Here is a 20,811-nt window from a genome sequence, read left to right as displayed (position 1 = left end):
GCTCTTGGCTAAAAAGCTATAGTGCAATAGTTCTTGCAGTTGATAGTTGTGCTCATGCCTTAGCTCTTGGATGATGGTCCGTTCTTCTTGCGTTGAGCGTCTTTGCGCCGAGCTAAGGCTTCGACTTTTTTTAGGTAGTCGTTCTCAATGTGGAGCTGACGGTTTTCTAAGCGCAGCCGTTCTAATTCAGATAACTCGCTGCTGGTATACTTAACTGGTTTTTTAGGCAATTTGTTCATTGGTGGTCGGCCTCGTTTGGTAAAGAGCGCATCAAGCCCGCCTTCGTCAAAACGTTTTTGCCAAGTACAAATTAAGCTGGGTGTGGCAATTTTGAAGTGAATGGCGGTATTTTGATAGGTCTCGTCATGTTCTTTTCTCCAGTTTAAGACTTGGAGCTTGAATTGACCATGATAATTTTGCGAGGTGTGCCGAATTTCTAGGCCCTTAACGCCAAAGTGCTGGTATTGCGCAGCCCAGGTATCAATTAGTTGATGTGATCCGGTGCCAATCATTTGCGCCACAGAACGGCTGCTGTAGCCTTCTTTGAGCAAGTTAAGCGCCTGTAATTTTTGTTTGACGGTAAATTTAACCATAGTAAAACCCTCCAGTTGGATTTTTGTCCAATCTAGAGGGTTAACTTCAGATTACGAAAATGAAACGTAAATTTTATTAGCTCTTTTTATATCTAAAAATTTAAAAGTCATCAAGTATTATTAAAAGTTTTCTAAATCCGTTAATGCTTTTTCCCAAGCAACATTTGCATCATCCAATTGTTTTTGCACCTCAGTGAGCTGTTCTTGCAATGGACCTAATTTGTCAAAATTAGTGGCAATTGCAGGATCAGCCATTTGAGATTGAATATCTTTTTGTCCCTTTTCAAGTTTGTCAATTTTATTTTCGGTATTTTCAACTTCTCTTTGTAATTTACGCTTTTGTGAATCGCGCAACTTTTGCTCTTGATAAGAAAGCTTGTTTTTATTTTCGTCTACTTTTGCTGCCGTATTATTTGCTGCCGACTCGTTCTCTGAAACAATATTTTGCTTGCTTTTTTCATCTAAATAATAGCTATAATCACCCTCATATACTTGAGCAATACCGTTTTTAATTTCTACAATTTTATTTGCTAACTGATTGATAAAATAGCGGTCGTGAGAAACAAAAAGTAAAGTACCATCATAGTTCTGTAGCGCCTGTTCTAAAACTTCCTTAGCTTCAAGATCCAAGTGGTTTGTGGGTTCATCCATCAATAAAAAATTATTATACTCAAGCGACAAAACTGTTAGGGTTAATCTCGCTTTTTGACCACCTGAAAGTTGCCCGACAGTTTTATCAATATCTTTTGCCGTAAACAAAAAACTGGCTAAAATCGACCTCACATCTTTTTCAGGCATTGTTTTGTGCCGGTCCCAAACTGTATCGATTACAGTTTTACCTGGATCAAGCCCTTGCAGTTCTTGATCATAGTAGCCGATGTCTAACGAAGCTCCATATTTGATTGAACCTTTTTTCGGTTTTAACTCCTTCATAACGGTTTTTAGTAAAGTTGATTTACCAATACCATTTTGACCAATTACGGCTACGCGGTCGCCTTTATTTATTTGCAGGGAAATATTGTTAACCATTGTTTTTGTGGGGTAGCCAATTGTTAAATCACGTAAAATAAGTACTTCTTTACCAGATGGGCGCTCGCTTTGAAAATTAATGCGCACTTTGTTTTTGTGTTTTGGAGGAGTGATTCTCTCCATTTTTTCCAATTGCTTACGCCGACTTTGAGCTCTCTTAGTAGTTTTGGCTCTGACAATATTTTTTTGAATGAATTCCTCGTCTTTTTTGATTTTTTCTTGTTGTTTTTCGTATGCTTCTTCTTGTTGGCGGTCACGCAATTGCCGCTCAGCAACGTAGGCAGAATAATTTCCCTTAAACACAGTTAATTTGCCAAATTGTAATTCAAAAATCTGCGTTGCTAAATTATCCAAAAAATATTGGTCGTGAGAAACTACCAAAATGGCACCAGAATAGTTTTTAAGGTAATTTTCAAGCCAGTCTAATGTGTCTAAATCCAGATAGTTGGTAGGTTCATCAAGCAGTAATAATGGGGGTTTGCGCAATAACAACTTAACAAAAGAAAGCCGCGTTTTTTCTCCCCCAGAAAGGCTGCCAACATTTTTACTCCAAGTTGCTTCAGGAAAATTAAATCCGTTCAAAATACTTTTGATATCGGCCTGGTAGGTGTATCCACCTTGTTGTTCGAAGTTGTATTGCAACTGGTCATATTGTTTTAGCAGGTCCTTTTTTTGCGGATTTGCAGACATTTCTTCTTGTAAATCACTTATTTTTTTACCCATATTAATTAAAGGGGTAAAAACAGACAACATTTCATCCCAAATAGTTTTATTTTCAATTAAATCATTTTCTTGAGCAATATAGCCGACATCTATATTTTTATTGATGGTTAAGTCACCATGTGTGGCTTCTTCTTCGCCGGTCATAATTTTAAGCAGAGTCGTTTTACCGACACCATTTGGTCCAATGAGACCTATTCTTGCATTTGAGTCAATTGAAAAATTGACGTTTTTAAATAATGTGTTGGCACCGAATTGTTTTTCTAAGTCGTGTCCTTGAGCAATTATCATAATTTTTCACCTAGAAACCATTTTAGCATAAGTAGCAAAATTCTTGGGGGAGAGTTTGATTGATAAATATAGGAAATAAATGTAAAAAAGAAGCATTTTTACATTAAAAAGAGTAAAAATACAAATTTCTATTATCAACCTGTTACTATTATGCTAAAATTTGATAGATTGTGAAAAAAATGTTTGCAAATAACGCAAATTTATAGATAAAATAGTAGTAATTGCTGAATAATTCACAAAACGAAATATTTACTTAATCAAGTTGGAGGCTTTTTAAATGGAAAAAATCAAAATACCCACGGCTACGGCTAAAAGACTGCCGCTATATTACCGCTATCTGATAATTTTAAATGAGGCTGGCAAAGAAAAAGTTTCCTCTACTGAATTATCTGAAGCCGTTCAAGTAGATAGTGCTTCAATCAGACGTGATTTTTCATACTTTGGCGCATTGGGCAAACGTGGCTACGGCTATGATGTAAAAAGCTTGCTTTCTTTTTTTAAAAAGATTTTAAACCAAGATACCTTAACCAATGTTGCTCTGGTTGGCGTTGGTAATTTAGGTCATGCATTATTAAACTATAATTTCAAGCGTACAAACAATATCCGTATTTCATGTGCTTTTGATATTGATGATAAAATTACGGGCAAGATTCTTAGTGGCGTTCCTGTTTATGATATGAGTGAGCTAAAAAAACAGCTTAGTGACCAGCAGATTTCTATTGCTATTTTGACTGTTCCTTCTACGACAGCTCAAAAAACCGCTGATGATATGGTTGAAGCCGGCATCAAAGGAATTATGAATTTCACGCCAATTCGTTTGTCTGCTCCAAGTGGTATTAGAATCCAAAACGTTGACTTGGCAACGGAATTACAAACTCTAATTTACTTTCTGGACTCAGACAAGAAAAAGTAGGTCTAAAAATAGAATTAGCACTTTTTTACTCAAAGTGCTAATTTTTTCTTGCATTTTTTCATAAAAGGGGTTATTATCATAAATGTAAGTTAGCACTTAACTGATAGGAGTGCTAATGACACGTAAAATAGATTAATAATTTAATTTTAGGAGGGACAAACGTGTTACAACCAATTGGTGATCGCGTGATCGTTAAAGTTAAAGAAGAAGAAGAGAAAACTGTAGGCGGAATCGTCCTGGCTTCTAATGCTAAACAAAAGCCAACAGAAGGTGAAGTTGTTGCTGTTGGTGAGGGCAGTTATGCTGAGAACGGCAGTAAAATTCCTATGACTGTTAAAAAAGGTGACGTTGTTTTATACGACAAGTATTCAGGCACAGATGTCAAGTATGATGACGAAAAGTATTTAGTCCTTCATGAAAAAGATATTTTAGCAATTGTTAAGTAATTAAGGAGCGCAGAAAAACATGGCAAAGGAAATTAAATTTTCAGAAAAAGCAAGACGTTCTCTATTAAAGGGCGTTGATAAATTAGCTGACACTGTTAAGGCAACTATTGGTCCTAAGGGTAGAAATGTTGTTTTAGAGCAATCATACGGCAACCCAGACATTACTAACGATGGTGTGACAATTGCCAAGGCAATTGAATTAAAAGACCACTATGAGAATATGGGTGCTAAGTTAGTTGCAGAAGCAGCACAAAAAACCAATGACATTGCTGGTGATGGTACAACTACTGCTGTTGTTTTGACTCAAGCAATCATTCGTGAAGGCATGAAGAATGTTACTGCTGGTGCTAATCCTGTTGGTGTTCGCCGCGGTATTGAAAAAGCTACTAAGGCAGTAGTTAACGAATTACATAAAATTAGTCACACTGTTTCTTCAAAAGACCAGATTGCTCAAGTAGCTTCAGTATCTTCAGCTTCAAAAGAAGTTGGTGACCTAATCGCTGACGCAATGGAAAAAGTTGGTAATGATGGTGTTATCACTATTGAAGATTCACGTGGTATTGAAACTGAATTATCAGTAGTCGAAGGTATGCAATTTGACCGTGGTTACCTTTCACAATACATGGTAACTGATAATGACAAGATGGAAGCAGATCTTGACAATCCATACATTTTAATCACTGATAAGAAGATTTCTAACATACAAGACATTTTGCCATTGTTACAAGAAATTGTGCAACAAGGCAAATCATTGCTGATTATTGCTGATGATGTTTCTGGTGAAGCTTTACCAACATTAGTTTTGAACAAGATTCGTGGTACCTTTAATGTTGTTGCTGTTAAAGCTCCTGGCTTTGGCGATCGTCGTAAAGAACAACTGCAAGATATTGCCGCTTTAACTGGTGGTACAGTAATTACTGAGGACTTAGGTCTTGAATTAAAGGACACTAAGATTGACCAACTAGGTCAAGCTCGCCGCATCACTGTAACCAAAGACTCAACTACTATTGTTGATGGTTCTGGTTCTGATGAAGCAATTAAAGACCGTGAAGATTCAATTAGAAAGCAAATTGAAGAGACTACCTCTGACTTCGATAAGAAGAAATTGCAAGAACGTCTAGCTAAATTAACAGGTGGTGTCGCTGTTATTCATGTTGGTGCTGCTACTGAAACTGAATTGAAAGAACGCAGATACCGCATTGAAGATGCTTTGAACTCTACTCGTGCAGCCGTTGACGAAGGTTATGTTGCCGGTGGTGGTACAGCATTAGTAGACGTTAAGGATGCCGTTAAAGGCCTTAAAGGCGACAATGCTGATGAACAAACTGGAATTAACATCGTCTTAGAAGCTTTAACTGCTCCAGTTCGTCAAATCGCTAACAACGCTGGTGAAGACGGCTCAGTTATCTTGAACAAACTTGAAGGTCAAGAAAATGAAGTTGGCTATAATGCAGCTAACGGCAAATGGGAAAACATGGTTGATGCCGGAATTATTGACCCAACTAAAGTAACCCGTACAGCTTTACAAAATGCTGCTTCTATTGCTGCTCTACTCTTAACTACTGAAGCTGTTGTTGCCGAAATACCAGAAGATAAACCTGCTGCTGATCCTAATGCAGGCGCAGGTGCTGGCAATCCAGGTGTAATGTAATCTAGTTTTTATTAGTTATTTAATAAATCCTACTAGCAACCCTGTGGGGCTTGCTGGCAGGATTTTTTGTTATAATGCAGTTTTAAGCTTATATCAGTTTTGATTGTTCACTGGAAAGGAACATTAGTGGAATATTTAAGTTTATTAGGTATTGTTGTTATAGTAGTCGGATTTGCTTTAGGGCTTGATACGATAGCCGTAGTTGTAATTGCTGCTTTAATTACAGCATTAGTTTCGGGAATAGATTTTACCTCATTTTTGACAATTCTGGGTAAAGGATTTATGGATAATAGAATGGTTTCGTTATTCTTTCTTACTTTACCAACTATTGGAATTTTAGAAAGACATGGTTTAAAACAAGTTGCTGTTAATTTGATTAAAAAAATGAAGAAACTGACTCCAGGTCGTATCTTCGATATTTACCAAGCCATTCGTGAAATTGCTGGTGCTTTCGGCATTTCATTACAAGGACACGTCCAATTTATTGCGCCACTAATTAATCCAATGGCACAAGCGGCCGGTAAGGTTAATAGCGAATTGACGCCTCTTGAAGTAGACCAAATCAAAGGTAGAGCTGCTGCAACAGAAAATTTTGGTAATTTCTTTGCCCAAAACCTGTTTGTTGCTTCCTCGAGTGTTTTACTTATTGCAAGTACGATGAAATCGCTGGGTCATCCTGTAGATCCTGCCGGTATTGTTTTATACACTTTTCCTGTAGCTATTATCAGCTATATTTTATGCCTGTTCTACAATCACTCATTTGACCAAAAGTTAATGAAAAGCAAGGAAAAATAGGAGAAATAATGGATACTTTAATTAATAATGTTTTACTGGCATTCTATATTTTAATTGGCCTTTTTTTCTTGGCTGCTGCTATTGAATCTTGGCGCGATCAGGCTAATCCAGCTCGCTGGGGTACTGGATTATTTTGGCTTTTATTTGCAATACTTTTCTGCACTGGACAATGGTTGCCAAATGCAATTAATGGTGGCCTTATCGTCATTATTGCTTTGTTATCATTATTTAAACAGGTTCGTGTCGGCCATATTAAGGAATTGGATGAAAAAGTAGCCCAAAAAACGGTTAAACGTATTGGCAACTGGATTTTCTTACCCAGTATCTTGCTGGCAGTTTTAGCTTTGGTCATAGCACAATTTACTAATTTTGGTGGTCAAGTAGGAATCGGTGTAGCAGCTATTGTTTCACTTGTGGTTGCACAAATTTTGACTAGATCAAATGCCAAAGTAGTTTACGAAGATACACAAAGAATGGTTCGTTCTGTTGGTTCTGCCGGCATTTTACCACAACTACTTGCAACTTTAGGTGTGGTATTTACAGCTTCAGGTGTGGGACAAGTGACGGCTAAAGCTATTTCCGGGCTTTTTCCTATTGGAAACCACTTATTAGGAGTTGCACTTTATTGTATTGCTATGGCACTATTTACAGCAATAATGGGTAATGCGTTTGCTGCGTTTGCAGTTATTACAGCAGGGATTGGCATTCCTTTCGTTGTCGCCCAAGGTGGTTCACCGATTGTAGTTGCGGCATTAGGAATGACATCTGGATACTGTGGTACATTGCTTACCCCAATGGCAGCCAACTTTAATACTTTGCCAGTTGCATTAATGGAAATGAAAGATCAATTAGGTGTAATCAAGCAACAATTTCCGATTGCAATTAGCATGCTGCTCATTCAAATTATTCTAATGTACTTTTTAGCTTTTTAAGATAGTAAGGAGAAAAGATAATGAAAATTCTTGTAACAGGTTTTGATCCCTTTGGCGAAGATAAGATTAATCCTGCAATTGAAGCAGTTAAACGGCTGGATGATGAGATTGCTGGTGCAAAGATCGTTAAACTCGAAATACCAACAGTTTTTGGCGACTGTGCAGAAGTAGTTCATGAAGCTATTCTTAAGGAAAAACCAGATTATGTTTTAAATATCGGTCAAGCTGGTGGTCGTTATGCTTTGACTCCAGAACGAGTAGCTATTAATTTTGATGATGGCCGTATTGCTGATAACAAAGGTTATCAACCAGTTGCTAGTCCTATTCATGAAGATGGACAAAACGCATATTTCACACAACTTCCTGTAAAAGCGATGGCACGTGCAATTCGGGAAGCTGGATTGCCAAGCTCTGTTTCTACTACAGCAGGGACTTTTGTCTGCAATCATATTATGTATCAAGTGCAGTATATGATTGACAAGGAATTTCGTAACTTAAAGGCTGGATTTATGCACATTCCGTATTTACCTGAGCAAGTTGTTGCTAAACCTGAAACTCCTTGTCTTAGCCTAGCAGATGATGTAAAAGGCATTACTGCAGCAATTAGCGCTATTGTGAAAATGGATGGCAAAAAAGATTTACAAAGTATTGAAGGCCACATTGCTTAAATTTTTTAAAAAGAAAGCAATCACTGCGGCAAAAAAACATATTGTGAAAAGAGATCGTTTTACTTGCGGTCTTTTTTCTTTTAACAAGAACTTTAGCGTATAATAATAACAGTAATGCAGAAAAGAAGGGGAATAATGGCGCAAACAAACCTGACTCCGATGATGGAGCAATATCACGAAATTAAAAAGCAATATCCCGATGCTTTCCTTTTTTATCGGGTGGGCGATTTTTATGAATTATTTGAAGATGATGCAGTCAAAGGTGCTCAAATTTTAGAATTAACTTTGACTCACAGATCTAATAAAGCTGAAAACCCTGTTCCAATGGCAGGAGTTCCGCATGTAGCAGTCCAATCCTATGTAGATACTTTGGTTGAAAAAGGCTACAAGGTAGCTTTGTGTGAACAACTCGAAGATCCTAAAAAAGCTAAAGGAATGGTTAAACGGGGCATAATTCAACTTGTGACTCCCGGAACTTTAATGAATGACAAGCCCAGTGAAGCTAAAGAATCAAATTATCTTACATCGGTTGTAACTACCAAAAGTTGCTTTGGACTGGCATACAGTGACTTATCCACTGGTGAAATTTACGCTACACATTTAAAAAGCTTTGCTGCTGTTTCAAATGAGTTGCTTTCGCTGCGAACACGCGAAGTTGTTTTTAATGGTCACTTAAGTGACAAGGATAGTGATTTTCTCCATAAAGCTAATATTACGGTGTCAGAGCCCGTAGAATTAACTGGCAAACATGCAGAGATTTCATTTGCTGAACAAAATTTAACTAATTCTGCCGAAAAAGCTGCTGTAAAACAACTTGTAGGTTATTTATTGCAGACGCAGCGCCGCAGTTTAGCCCACTTACAAGTAGCAAAAAGTTATGAAGTCAATCAATATTTACAAATGTCGCACACCGTACGGGATAACTTAGAGTTAACAGCATCTGCGAAAACCGGCAAAAAAATGGGTTCCCTTTTTTGGGTTCTGGATAAAACTCATACTGCAATGGGTGGACGATTGTTAAAACAATGGCTGGCTCGGCCACTCTTATCTGTTGAGCAGCTAAATAAACGGCAGGAAATGGTGCAGGCATTAATTGATGAATATTTTACGCGGGAAAATATTAATGATGCTCTTAAAGGGGTTTATGACCTGGAACGTTTAACTGGGCGAATTGCTTTTGGCAATGTCAATGCCCGCGAGTTATTGCAATTGGCTCATTCTCTCAATGCCGTACCAACGATTTTGACAGCAATCCAAAAAGCTGATAATAAAAATCTGCAAAATTTTGCCAGACAAATTGATCCGTTAAAAGGAATTGCCAAATTAATTACAGATACCATTGTTGATCAGCCTCCAGTTCTGACCACTGAGGGAGGGCTAATCAAAGATGGCATTGATAGTCAATTAGATCGCTACCGGGATGCCATGAATAATGGTAAAAAATGGCTGACTGAAATGGAGCAGGATGAACGGGCCAAAACAGGAATTGAAAATTTAAAAGTAGGTTACAACAAGGTCTTTGGCTATTATATTCAGGTTACAAACTCGAATAAGGGCAAAGTACCTTCAGATCGTTATACTCGTAAGCAAACTTTGACCAATGCTGAACGATATATTACACCTGAACTTAAAGAGCATGAAAATCTGATTTTAGAAGCACAGACCAAATCAACGGATTTGGAATATGATTTGTTTGTGAAATTAAGAGAAGAAGTTAAGAAATATATTCCTGCCTTGCAAAAGTTGGCTGGACAAGTGGCAGAGCTCGATGTTTTCTGCTCTTTTGCTCAAGTTGCCGAGGATAATAATTACTGCAGACCACAATTTCATACTGATAATCAGGATGTTAAAGTTATCATGGGCCGTCACCCTGTAGTTGAACAGGTGATGAAGGCAGGCTCTTTTATTCCTAACGATGTAAAATTAACAGAAAATACAGACATTTTTCTGATAACTGGTCCTAATATGTCCGGAAAAAGCACTTATATGAGGCAGATGGCACTTATTGCCGTGATGGCTCAAATTGGTTCGTTTGTGCCAGCAGATAGTGCAGATTTGCCTATTTTTGACCAAATTTTTACCCGAATTGGTGCAGCAGACGATTTAATTTCCGGTCAAAGTACCTTTATGGTCGAAATGACTGAAGCAAACGATGCATTACAGCATGCCACTAAGCGGAGTCTGGTTTTATTTGATGAAATTGGTCGCGGAACAGCAACCTATGATGGCATGGCACTCGCTGGTGCTATTGTGCAGTATCTGCACGATGAAGTTGGTGCTAAAGTGTTGTTTGCGACGCACTTCCACGAGCTAACAGCAATGGAACAGACACTGTCTCATTTAAAGAATATTCACGTTGGAGCAACCGAAGAAAACGGTAAATTAATTTTTCTTCATAAAATTTTACCTGGTCCAGCTGATCAAAGCTATGGCATCCATGTAGCACAACTTGCTGGATTGCCGCGAAAAGTTTTACGAAAAGCTACTAAGTTGCTTAATAGACTTGAAGCCCAAGGAAGTAATTTAGGTCCTGCTTCCACGCAGCTGGATTTGTTTAGTTCAGCTAGTGAAACAGAAGAAGCTGTTCCTGTTGAAACACCATCAGATTCTAAGGATGAATTAACTGATAAAGAAAAAGATATCTTAGATGAAATTTCTAATCTTTATTTAGCTGATCAGACGCCGCTGCAAGTAATGCAGTTAGTCGAAAACTGGCAAGAAGATTTAAAGGATGAGAACTAGTCATGGCAAAAATACATGAGCTTTCTGTCAATCTCTCTAATCAGATCGCAGCCGGAGAAGTAATTGAACGACCTGCTAGCGTGGTAAAAGAACTGGTCGAAAATGCAATTGACGCAGGTAGCAGCAGAATTAGAATTGAATTCACTGATGCCGGTTTAAAGCAAATTGTAGTTCAAGATAACGGCTCCGGAATTGATAGCGATCAGATTGATCTTGCTTTTACCAGGTATGCGACCAGTAAGATTGCAAGTGAGCATGACTTATTTAATGTCAATACATTAGGTTTTAGAGGCGAAGCCTTAGCCTCAATTGCTGCAGTCAGTCACGTCGAAATTTTAACTAATTCTGCTAATGAAATAGGTACGCGCGCCGAGTTTGCGGGCGGAGTTAAGAAAACACAGGAAAATGCTGCTGCCAGAAAGGGTACACAGATTACTGTTAAAGACTTATTTTATAACACACCGGCGCGATTAAAATATTTACGTAGTCCGAGAACTGAAATTATGAAAATCGTGGATATTGTTAATCGGATTGCGTTAGGTTATCCTGAAATTGCATTTACATTGATGAACGAAGGTCGAATATTATTAAGAACTGCTGGCAACAATAATTTACGGCAAACGGTTTCTAGCGTTTATGGCAGAAATATTGCGGAAAAAATGTTGTCTTTTAAAAGCAGTGATAATGATTTTGAGATAAGTGGCTTAATTTCTAACCCTGAACTTACCAGATCTACGCGTAATTTTATTTCCATTTTACTTAATGGTCGGTACATTAGAAATTTTAAATTAGCTAGTGCAGTGATGGCTGGTTATGGTAATAACCTTGCTGCTAAACATTATCCGATAGCTGTGGTTAAGATAAAAACTGATCCACTTTTGGTAGATGTTAACGTGCACCCCACAAAAAGGGAGGTACGTTTATCCAAAGAAACTGAATTAAGTCGTTTAATAACAAATGCAATCAGCACTGTGCTCTTGAAGAATGAAACAAAATCTGATGCTATCAGCAATTTAAATAACGCTACAGAAGATACTTTAGTTGATCAGTTAAAATTTAATTTAAATAAAAACGTGGTTGAAACTAAAAGACCTGAAACTCAAACTGACCAAATTAATGAAACGGTACCTGAAAAAATCCAGCATATTCAACATACACAGTATGTAGATTTAGATACCCCGCGAGATGATGATCGTTATCTGATTACCGCAACTTGGACGGAGAACGTTAAAAAACAATGTCAGTTGACGCCTTTCACCAGTAAGCAGTCTAGTAGCGGAGTGATTTCTACCGGGGATGAATTACTGGCAAGTAGTTTACCCGAATTAAGTTTTGTAGGTCAAACTAAAATATATATTATTGCTGCAAGTAATGATGACTTATATTTAATTGATCAGGTTGCTGCCAGAAGACTGCTTTCTTTTAAAAAGATTATGCTCGAATTGTCTAGTTCTAAAATCAGCCAGCAAGGTTTATTAAGCCCGTTAATTTTGGAATTTGGCAATTTAGATTTTTTACAAATAAAAGATAAGTTGGCAGATATTCAAAAAATTGGTATTTTTTTAGAAGATTTTGGGCAAGATACCTTCATCTTGAGATCCTATCCTACCTGGCTGGGTACTGATGTCGAACATTCTGTGCGTACAATTTTAGACACGTTTTTAAACGTAGATGGCAGCAATTTTCAAAATTTAATTAAAAGAATAGCAGCAGATCAAGCTCAAAGGGAAGTTCCTGGACGTAAAAGGCTGACATCTGCAGATTGTGGCGAAATTTTGACGAGTTTGAGACAAATTTCTGATCCGTATCATGATGCGAAGGGTAATTTGGCAATTGTGCGCCTAAGAAAAAGTGATTTGCACAAAATGTTTAAGAAAGATTAATAACAATGTATGAATATTTAAATGGTACTATTACTCTAATTAAGCCAGATTTTATAGTAGTTGACGTAAATGGAGTTGGCTACAAGGTCTTTAGTCCCTCACCATACGCATACCAAGAGGGACAAAAAGTGCGAGTTTTTATTGAACAAATCGTGCGAGATACTGGAGTAACCTTATATGGGTTTCAAACTGAAGATGATAAAGGACTGTTTTTAAAACTTTTAAGTGTCAGTGGTATCGGACCAAAGTCTGCCTTAGCAATTATGGCTGCTGAAGACAGTAATTCTCTAGCAGAAGCAATTGAACAGGGTGAGGTGAAATTCTTAACTCGTTTTCCTGGTGTAGGCAAAAAAACAGCTTCACAAATTGTCCTTGATTTAAAAGGTAAATTAGGAGACTATGTCAAGAAGGCAAATAAAGAAGCTTTAGCGGAAGTAACACCAGAATTAAATGATGCTTTGTTAGCTTTACTGGCACTAGGTTATACTAAAAAAGAAGTAGACAGAATTACACCGGCTTTAATAGAAGAAGAAAAGACAACGGCAGATCAGTACATCAAAAAGGGATTGTCTCTTCTCTTAAAGAAGTAAATCTTGCTATAATGAAAATAACGATTTAAAAAGGAAGTGAGACAGTTGGCAGAAAATAAAAATGAGATAGTTTCTGGTGAAGTTCAGGGCTCAGAAGAAGAACAAGCCGAATTTTCACTGCGTCCCCAAACACTAGATGAATATTTGGGACAAAAACGGGTAAAAAAAGAGATGGCAGTTTATATAAAGGCTGCCAAAAAAAGAGACGAAGCACTGGATCACGTTCTATTATATGGTCCGCCTGGATTGGGAAAAACAACGTTAGCATTTGTAATAGCTAATGAGCTTGGTGTCCACCTAAAAAGTACCAGTGGACCTGCAATTGAAAAGGCTGGTGATTTAGTTGCCTTGCTAACTGATCTTAATCCTGGTGATATTTTATTTATTGATGAAATTCACCGTTTGGCCAAGCCAATTGAAGAAGTACTTTATTCCGCAATGGAAGACTATTATGTTGATATCGTGATTGGTGAAGGGCAGACTACTCACGCGGTTCATGTCCCCTTGCCACCTTTCACTTTAGTTGGCGCAACTACTTTAGCCGGTCAACTTTCTGCTCCTTTACGCGGACGATTTGGTATCGTGGAACACTTGCAGTACTATACTGTTGATGAACTGGAAAAAATTATTTGTCGTTCAAGCAAAGTTTTTAATATTGATATTGAACCTCAAGCAGCACACGAATTAGCACGCAGATCTAGGGGCACGCCCCGTGTGGCTAACAGGTTATTACGCAGAGTGCGTGATTTTGCTCAGGTTAAAGGAGAAGAAGTTATTTCTTTTGCGACTACCAAAAGCTCATTGCAACAATTGCAAGTTGACGATGAAGGGCTTAATCAGACTGATCGCAAAATTTTGCGTGTGATTATTGAAAATTATCGTGGTGGTCCGGTAGGAATCAGGACTTTAGCGGCAAATTCAGGAGAAGACGTTGAAACTATCCAGTCACTGTACGAGCCATATTTAATGCAAAATGGCTTTTTATTAATGACACCAAGAGGAAGAATGGTCACTGAGAAAGCTTACGTTCATTTAGGCTTGCCCTTGCCAAACAAATAATGCAATTGTTCGTTATTTTTTGTATAATTAATATTTAGACAATGAGTAATTTTAATTTGAGGAGTGTAAAAGTGAATAATTTATTTTTAGCACAGGCTAATAATGCAGGTAGTAGTAGTACTATGTGGACAATCATAGTTTTTGTAGTTTTGATCGCTTTGATGTATTTTACTATGATCAAACCCCAAAAAAAGCAACAGCAAAAGAAAATGGAAATGATGAATCAATTGAAGAAAGGTGACAGCGTCATCATGATTGACGGTCTTCACGGTAAAATTGATTCTGTTAATACTAAAGACAAAACTGTTGTACTTGACGCCGATGGGATTTATTTAACTTTTAGCAGAATGGCAGTACAGCAAATTCTGCCAGGCAATGCAACTAATGCTGAACCAGCTTCTGCCTCTGCAGATACTGACAAAACTGAAGAAGCAGAACAAAGTGAACCGACGACAGATCAAAAGCCGGATCAGCCTGCTGAAAAACCAGCTAAAGAAAAGCCAGCTAGTTCATCTGCTGAAACACCGGACAAGTCAAAATAAAGTGGTTAATAAGTGCCTTTAAGGCACTTTTTTGTTACCAAAATTAGTAAACAAAAATAGCAAATATTGCTCAAAGCGCGAGTTTAACGGCAAAATAGTATAAAATAAAGTTAGTGTAAAAAGATAGCAGAAAGGATTTTTTCATGAATAACATTCCGGTAATTATGATTATCTTTGGTGGGAGTGGAGATTTAGCTCATAGGAAGTTATATCCTGCACTGTTTAATTTATTTGAACAAGGTTTAATTCACGATAATTTTGCTGTGATTGGCACGGCTCGTCGTCCATGGTCACATGAATATTTGCGCGATCAAGTGAGTGACGCTGTACACGAAACACATAATGAAGTTGATGAAAATGATTTAGCTGCGTTTGCCAGCCATTTTTACTATCAGTCTCATGATGTAACAAATGTTGAACACTATGAAACTTTGAAAAATTTGGCGCAAGATCTTGACGATCGTTATAGTGCACAGGGAAATCGTATTTTCTACATGGCCATGGCTCCTAAATTCTTTGGGACTATTGCTGAACACATTAATGATCAACATTTAACCAGCTCAGGTTTTAACCGCATTGTTGTTGAAAAGCCTTTTGGGCGTGATCTAGCTACAGCAGAAGAGTTAAACAAGCAAATAACTGCTTCTTTTGCTGAAGATGATATTTTTAGGATTGATCATTACTTAGGTAAAGAAATGATTCAGAACATTTTGCCAATGAGGCTGACCAATCCTTTGATTAAAAATATTTGGAATAATCATAATATTAAAAATGTTCAGGTCACTTTGGCAGAACAACTGGGAGTTGAGGCTCGAGGTGGTTATTACGAAACAGCAGGAGCTTTGCGCGATATGGTACAGAACCATATTTTTCAGATAATTACGTTGCTCGCAATGCCGGAACCTAAAGATCTAACTTCGCAAAGTATCCACAAAGCAAAGCAAGAACTTTTAGACAGCATGGTGATTCCTAACGAAGACGAAATTGAGCGGCATTTTGTAAGGGGACAATATCTCGGCAGTGATGTTACATTTGGCTATCGTCAAGAACCCAATGTTGCAGAAGACTCTCATACCGAAACTTTTGTAGCCGGTGAGGTCAAGTTTAAAAAGGGTCCACTGGCAGATTTACCAATTTATTTCAGAACTGGTAAAGAAATGAGAGAAAAGAAAAATAGGATTGACATTGTTTTAAAACATATGTCGAATCAGTATGGCATGGCTCATTCAAATAACATTTCAATTATTATCGATCCGCAGATGCAGATTTTTATTACTATTAATGGTAAAAAAATCAATGAATCTGGCATTAGACGAGAGAATTTGAGTTACGGACTTTCAAGTGATGAGCAAAAACAGGTGCCAGATGGTTATGAACGTTTACTACATGATGTTTTTGTTAATGATTCAACCAACTTTACTCACTGGAGCGAATTAAAGAACTACTGGAAATTTATTGACCATATTGAAGAAGCATGGCAAAAGGAAAATGAACAGGGGCAAGAGCCTGAACAATATTTACCATACAGAATGGGTCCTAAGTCAGCTGCTAAAATTTTTGAGTCACCGACAGAGCGCTGGATTTATGAATAGCTTTGACGACGGTTTACTGCCCAAAAATGATACACATAGAAAAATTATTCACCTTGATATGGATGCTTTTTATGCTTCCGTAGAAACTCGTGATCACCCTGAATTGAAAAATAAGGCACTAGTAATTGGTCAGGATCCGAGAAATTATCACGGTCACGGTGTGGTTGCTACAGCCAACTATATTGCCCGTCAATATGGCGTTCATTCGGCTATGCCATCGATTAAGGCCCTAAGACTTATACCCAAAAATAAACTGGTATTTATGAGTCCCGATTTTAAGAAATATCATAGTGTTTCTGCAGAAATTCATCAGTTGATGCATGAAATTACTGATAACGTTCAATCTATTGCACTTGACGAAGCTTATTTGGATGTAACTGAAAACAAATTAGGAGTAACTTCTGCTTTGCAGATTGCAATTAATTTGCAGAAAAAAATAAAAAAAGAAATTGGCCTGAACTGTTCCTTTGGTGTCACCTATAACAAATTTTTGGCTAAAATGGGTTCTGAATATTCGAAGCCTTTTGGTCGCACTATTATTTTGCCCGAAGAAGCACAGCAATTTTTAGCAAAACAAAAAATTGCTCAGTTTCATGGCATTGGGCCCAAGACACAAGCAAAATTAGCAGAAATGAATGTATTTACAGGACGTGGCTTGCAAAAAATGCATGTTCGTGATTTAATAAAACATTTCAACCGTATGGGTTATTTAATGGCAGAGCACGCAAATGGTATTGATTTATCCCGGGTAATTCCCGACGACGAGCGTAATCGCAAATCTATTGGTATTGAACGATCCTATGAACCCAGCGTTTACAGTGAGCAAACCGCACTGACAAATTTGCGTAATTACGTTAATGATCTGGCCGATAAGCTAATTGAACGTAATTTTTATGCTAATACGGTTGTCTTAAAAATTCGCAACAGTGATTTTAAAACTGTTACTAAAAGACGTAAACTTGATCATGCTACAAATAATCCGTTAGAATTATATGATGTTGCTAAAGATCTTTTTGATCCTATTTCCAGTTCATTTTTAAATGATGGTATTAGGCTTTTAGGTGTGACAGCTACGGATTTTACCGAAGCGGACTATGAAAATATGGATTTGGATTTGTTTATTCAATAAGAAAGTTGTTATTAAGCTAAAATCTATAATTAAGTAATAAGGGAGTTAAGATATGAATACTTTTACCGAAATATATCAAAAAATCACACAATATGACACCATTATTTTGCATAGACATACTAGTCCAGATCCTGATGCTTTAGGTTCTCAGGCTGGACTTGCACGTTCTTTGAAACTGCAGTTTCCTAATAAGCGCATCTTATGCGCGGGCGAAAATGATGAAGGCGACTTAGCTTGGATAAATAAGATGGACCAAGTAACGGAAAAAGATTATGTGGGTGCTCTTGTGATTACCACAGACACCGGAAATACTGCCCGTATTGCTAATAAATTATATAGCAAAGGTGATTTTTTAATAAAAATTGACCATCATCCCGATGTTGAACCCTATGCTGATATGAGTTTTGTTGATGATCAGGCTCCTGCTGCTTCCCAGATCGTAGCTGATTTTATTATTACTGAAGAAATGCCACTTACTGCTGAAGTAGCTTATCCTCTTTATGCTGGAATAGTAGGTGATACCGGCAGATTTATGTATCCTGAAACCACAGATCATACTTTTAAAATTGCAGCTAAATTGGCAGCTACCGGAATTAACATCAACGAGATTGCCCGCAATATCAGCGATGTAACTTTCGAGCAAGCAAAATTACAGGCTGAAGTTTTAGAATATATGAAAGTTGATGCTAGTGGTGCAGCCTATGCAATATTAACTCAAGATACTCTGCATAAATTGGGTGTAGATTCAGACCAAGCTTCGTGTACTGTTTCTACTCCTGGCCGCATTAAGGACATCATTGCCTGGAATGTTTTTGTGGAAAAGCCAGACGGCACATATAGAGTTCATTATCGGTCAAAGGGGCCAGTAATTAATGAATTAGCAGCCAAACATGACGGCGGTGGTCATGCTTTAGCAAGTGGGGCTAACGCAAAAGATATGGCGGAAGTGAAACAAATTTTCGCAGAACTAGTTCAAGTAACCAAGGAATATCAAGAGGAACATGAATAATATTTTTGAAAATGACCAGATAAATCCAGCAATCAGGCAGGGATTAAAAAAGATTAATTTTGTTAAACCGACTGAGGTGCAGGAAAAAGTGATCCCTGTTTTAATGGCACATAAAAATGCTGTTGTACAAGCTGTTACCGGATCAGGCAAAACTCATGCTTTTTTGATTCCAGTTATGAATGAAATTGACGAGAATCTTAAGTATCCGCAAGCAATTTTGACTACGCCTAGTCGTGAACTTGCCCAGCAATTGTATCAAGTTGCGCGCCAGTTAAGGGACGCTGCCGGTTTAAACATTACTATTGCACATCTGGCTGGCGGTAGCGACCGTGAGCGACAAGTCGATAAGATCTCTGCTCATAAGCCGCAGATTGTGGTTGCGACTCCCGGCAGACTACACGATTTTGTCGAAAAAAAGATTTTGCCCTTAGATTATGTCAAAAATTTTGTCATTGATGAGGCCGATATGACTCTGGACTTGGGCTTTTTGAGTGAGATCGATTTTGTTGCACAAAGATTACCTCAAAATTGTGTTTTAACTGCTTTTTCTGCTACAATTCCGGTTAAGCTGGCTAATTTTTTACGTAAATACATGGCAAAGCCAGAAACCATTATCATAGATAATCCTACTGTTATCTCGCCAACGATCAAAAACGACTTGCTTGATATTGGCTCAAAAAGTCGCAAAAAAATACTTTATCAATTATTAACAATGGGCCAGCCGTATTTAGCACTAATTTTTGCTAACACGAAGCAAACTGTTGATGAACTAACAGAATTTCTCATTAATCAGGGCTTAAAAGTGGCTAAAATTCATGGTGGAATTACTGAGCGCGAACGTAAAAGAACAATGCGTGAAGTAGAGGCCGGACAATACCAGTATGTAGTGGCAACTGATCTAGCTGCACGTGGCATTGATATTGAAGGTGTCAGCTTGGTTATTAATTATGAAATCCCCCGCGAATTAGAATTTGTGATTCATCGTATTGGTAGAACCGGACGAAATGGGATGAGTGGTCATGCCATTACCTTAATTCGTGAAGAAGAAATGAATCAAATCCTTAAGCTGGAAAAAATGGGAATTCATTTTGATTTTGTCGAAATTAAAGATAATTCTCTCATACCACGGACGCATTATCATAACCGCAAGTTAAGAAAGTCAACTTCTCAAGGCCTTGATAATAAGGTAAGAGGGATGGTAAAAAAAGCACAAAAAAAGCGTAAACCAGGCTATAAGAAAAAGATTAAAAGAGCTATTCAACAAGACAGAGCGCAAAAAAATAAAATTGAGCAACGTAGTAAAATTCGTAAGGCCAAGCGCCAAAGAAAAAATAGGCGTGATAGTCAAACCTAATTTAAAATAAAAATCATATTTAACTTATTATCTGAAAACCAACCTACGATTTTAGTAGTTGTTGGTTTTTTTATTTAGAAGATAAAATAAAGAATACTGCCCTTTGAAGTACTTTTTTAGCTTTTTAAAAATAACATCATTTTTTTCCAAGATAGTATTGCTCGACATGACTATTATTGATATACTTATGATACTATAAGTAGGAGCGATCGAGATGAGTTTAACAAAGACCGAACAAGTTCTCCTGTTAGAGCTGTCAAAATATAGAGTTTATAAGTTTACTGTAACTAAGTTTTGTAAGAAGTTAAATATAAATCGTGGAGTTTTTTATACAAAATATCGTAATATTTGTGATTTATTTACTTCAGTTTTAACTCTACAAACTAGGCGGACATTACGAAGTGTAGATGGCGAAACGATGGACCGGATGTTCTATCGGATGTTACAGAAAATAAAAGAAAATAAGATATTCTATATCAATCTCAATAGAATTGCACAAGATCCACCAGAATTTTATCGCGTTTTGCGAAAAGAATATGCTAAAGCAATAGAGAATTACATGCGACCTAGAGGTCCATTTTCAGTTCACAAAGTTGAATTAGTAGCAAACGGAATTTATGCTATTGTTTTTAACTGGGTGGTAGATGAATGCCGAAATGATATCAGGGATGTATACCAGAGTATCCATTTATTATTGGTTCATATTGAGCAATCCATAAAAAAAGATGATTGAACTAAAATTTTTTGTAAAAAATACTTGCAAAAGAGAAAAATAATTGCTAGTATTAATAACTGTCGTCGGGCAATGAGCCGCAAGGCAAGAGGCCCCAGCAGGCAGGAAAAAAATCGAGCAAAAGCAGTTGACAAAATCGT

The 20,811-nt window shown here is 37.4% G+C and carries 18 protein-coding genes; 16 read left to right on the top strand and 2 right to left on the bottom strand.

The window, feature by feature from the left end; all coding sequences use genetic code 11:
• Positions 1 to 59: 59 nt before the first annotated feature.
• Together JF75_RS06730 and JF75_RS06725 are read right to left on the bottom strand one after the other, a co-directional pair.
• Positions 60 to 593, bottom strand: coding sequence for a helix-turn-helix domain-containing protein (locus tag JF75_RS06730; RefSeq protein WP_046324190.1), 534 nt, complete (start codon positions 591 to 593; stop codon positions 60 to 62).
• A gap of 120 nt (positions 594 to 713) precedes the next feature.
• Entirely contained in the window at positions 714 to 2,633 is a 1,920-nt protein-coding gene (locus JF75_RS06725) for an ABC-F family ATP-binding cassette domain-containing protein (RefSeq protein WP_046332387.1), read from the bottom strand.
• Positions 2,634 to 2,910: 277 nt separating this feature from the next.
• Between JF75_RS06725 and JF75_RS06720 the strand changes: the two genes are divergently transcribed.
• The 16 genes from JF75_RS06720 to JF75_RS06645 all read left to right on the top strand — a co-directional run bounded on the left by JF75_RS06720 (position 2,911) and on the right by JF75_RS06645 (position 20,671).
• On the top strand, positions 2,911 to 3,546 hold the full coding sequence (locus JF75_RS06720) for a redox-sensing transcriptional repressor Rex (RefSeq protein WP_046332386.1): 636 nt from the start codon (positions 2,911 to 2,913) through the stop codon (positions 3,544 to 3,546).
• 161 nt (positions 3,547 to 3,707) lie between these two features.
• A complete protein-coding gene (gene groES / locus JF75_RS06715) occupies positions 3,708 to 3,992 on the top strand; it encodes a co-chaperone GroES (RefSeq protein WP_034980276.1) in 285 nt (94 codons plus the stop codon).
• Positions 3,993 to 4,011: 19 nt separating this feature from the next.
• Positions 4,012 to 5,643 carry a chaperonin GroEL gene (gene groL, locus JF75_RS06710; RefSeq protein WP_046332385.1) on the top strand — a complete coding sequence of 544 codons (1,632 nt, stop codon included), beginning with the start codon at positions 4,012 to 4,014 and terminating at the stop codon, positions 5,641 to 5,643.
• Between the two features lie 126 nt (positions 5,644 to 5,769).
• Positions 5,770 to 6,438 (top strand): DUF969 domain-containing protein, encoded by a 669-nt coding sequence (locus tag JF75_RS06705; protein ID WP_046332384.1) that lies wholly within the window; start codon positions 5,770 to 5,772, stop codon positions 6,436 to 6,438.
• A gap of 8 nt (positions 6,439 to 6,446) precedes the next feature.
• Entirely contained in the window at positions 6,447 to 7,370 is a 924-nt protein-coding gene (locus JF75_RS06700; RefSeq protein WP_046332383.1) for a DUF979 domain-containing protein, read from the top strand.
• Between the two features lie 20 nt (positions 7,371 to 7,390).
• Entirely contained in the window at positions 7,391 to 8,038 is a 648-nt protein-coding gene (pcp, locus tag JF75_RS06695; RefSeq protein WP_046332382.1) for a pyroglutamyl-peptidase I, read from the top strand.
• Between the two features lie 159 nt (positions 8,039 to 8,197).
• A complete protein-coding gene (mutS, locus tag JF75_RS06690; protein ID WP_141639349.1) occupies positions 8,198 to 10,780 on the top strand; it encodes a DNA mismatch repair protein MutS in 2,583 nt (860 codons plus the stop codon).
• Between the two features lie 2 nt (positions 10,781 to 10,782).
• Complete coding sequence (gene mutL / locus JF75_RS06685) at positions 10,783 to 12,663, top strand: DNA mismatch repair endonuclease MutL (protein WP_046332380.1); 1,881 nt, start codon at positions 10,783 to 10,785, stop codon at positions 12,661 to 12,663.
• 5 nt (positions 12,664 to 12,668) lie between these two features.
• Entirely contained in the window at positions 12,669 to 13,253 is a 585-nt protein-coding gene (ruvA, locus tag JF75_RS06680) for a Holliday junction branch migration protein RuvA (protein ID WP_046332379.1), read from the top strand.
• Between the two features lie 45 nt (positions 13,254 to 13,298).
• Positions 13,299 to 14,312 carry a Holliday junction branch migration DNA helicase RuvB gene (gene ruvB, locus JF75_RS06675; protein WP_045928369.1) on the top strand — a complete coding sequence of 338 codons (1,014 nt, stop codon included), beginning with the start codon at positions 13,299 to 13,301 and terminating at the stop codon, positions 14,310 to 14,312.
• 71 nt (positions 14,313 to 14,383) lie between these two features.
• Complete coding sequence (gene yajC, locus JF75_RS06670) at positions 14,384 to 14,854, top strand: preprotein translocase subunit YajC (RefSeq protein WP_071196436.1); 471 nt, start codon at positions 14,384 to 14,386, stop codon at positions 14,852 to 14,854.
• A gap of 143 nt (positions 14,855 to 14,997) precedes the next feature.
• The gene (gene zwf / locus JF75_RS06665; RefSeq protein ID WP_046332377.1) at positions 14,998 to 16,446 is read left to right on the top strand and encodes a glucose-6-phosphate dehydrogenase; all 1,449 of its coding nucleotides are present in this window, start codon (positions 14,998 to 15,000) and stop codon (positions 16,444 to 16,446) included.
• On the top strand, positions 16,439 to 17,575 hold the full coding sequence (dinB, locus tag JF75_RS06660; protein ID WP_141639323.1) for a DNA polymerase IV: 1,137 nt from the start codon (positions 16,439 to 16,441) through the stop codon (positions 17,573 to 17,575). The genes zwf and dinB overlap by 8 nt, the downstream gene beginning before the upstream one ends.
• 52 nt (positions 17,576 to 17,627) lie before the next feature.
• Entirely contained in the window at positions 17,628 to 18,584 is a 957-nt protein-coding gene (locus JF75_RS06655; protein WP_046332375.1) for a DHH family phosphoesterase, read from the top strand.
• Positions 18,577 to 19,938, top strand: coding sequence for a DEAD/DEAH box helicase (locus JF75_RS06650; RefSeq protein ID WP_046332374.1), 1,362 nt, complete (start codon positions 18,577 to 18,579; stop codon positions 19,936 to 19,938). The genes JF75_RS06655 and JF75_RS06650 overlap by 8 nt, the downstream gene beginning before the upstream one ends.
• Positions 19,939 to 20,152: 214 nt before the next feature.
• Positions 20,153 to 20,671: a TetR/AcrR family transcriptional regulator gene (locus tag JF75_RS06645; protein ID WP_046332373.1), complete on the top strand. Its 519-nt coding sequence runs from the start codon at positions 20,153 to 20,155 to the stop codon at positions 20,669 to 20,671.
• Positions 20,672 to 20,811 lie beyond the last annotated feature (140 nt).

The organism is Lactobacillus kimbladii (genome assembly GCF_000970755.1).
Lineage (GTDB): Bacteria > Bacillota > Bacilli > Lactobacillales > Lactobacillaceae > Lactobacillus > Lactobacillus kimbladii.
The sequence above is the reverse complement of the archived record's forward strand: the minus strand, read 5'-3'. Positions and strand labels throughout refer to the sequence as shown.

Bases quoted from the DNA above. Each gene is read 5' to 3' on its own strand.
- JF75_RS06730 (WP_046324190.1), bottom strand. From the start codon at position 593: ATGGTTAAATTTACCGTCAAACAAAAATTACAGGCGCTTAACTTGCTC.
- groL (WP_046332385.1), top strand. From the start codon at position 4,012: ATGGCAAAGGAAATTAAATTTTCAGAAAAAGCAAGACGTTCTCTATTA.
- JF75_RS06700 (WP_046332383.1), top strand. From the start codon at position 6,447: ATGGATACTTTAATTAATAATGTTTTACTGGCATTCTATATTTTAATT.
- JF75_RS06645 (WP_046332373.1), top strand. From the start codon at position 20,153: ATGAGTTTAACAAAGACCGAACAAGTTCTCCTGTTAGAGCTGTCAAAA.
- JF75_RS06720 (WP_046332386.1), top strand. From the start codon at position 2,911: ATGGAAAAAATCAAAATACCCACGGCTACGGCTAAAAGACTGCCGCTA.
- JF75_RS06655 (WP_046332375.1), top strand. From the start codon at position 17,628: ATGAATACTTTTACCGAAATATATCAAAAAATCACACAATATGACACC.
- JF75_RS06650 (WP_046332374.1), top strand. From the start codon at position 18,577: ATGAATAATATTTTTGAAAATGACCAGATAAATCCAGCAATCAGGCAG.
- pcp (WP_046332382.1), top strand. From the start codon at position 7,391: ATGAAAATTCTTGTAACAGGTTTTGATCCCTTTGGCGAAGATAAGATT.
- JF75_RS06725 (WP_046332387.1), bottom strand. From the start codon at position 2,633: ATGATAATTGCTCAAGGACACGACTTAGAAAAACAATTCGGTGCCAAC.
- mutL (WP_046332380.1), top strand. From the start codon at position 10,783: ATGGCAAAAATACATGAGCTTTCTGTCAATCTCTCTAATCAGATCGCA.
- ruvA (WP_046332379.1), top strand. From the start codon at position 12,669: ATGTATGAATATTTAAATGGTACTATTACTCTAATTAAGCCAGATTTT.
- dinB (WP_141639323.1), top strand. From the start codon at position 16,439: ATGAATAGCTTTGACGACGGTTTACTGCCCAAAAATGATACACATAGA.
- zwf (WP_046332377.1), top strand. From the start codon at position 14,998: ATGAATAACATTCCGGTAATTATGATTATCTTTGGTGGGAGTGGAGAT.
- mutS (WP_141639349.1), top strand. From the start codon at position 8,198: ATGATGGAGCAATATCACGAAATTAAAAAGCAATATCCCGATGCTTTC.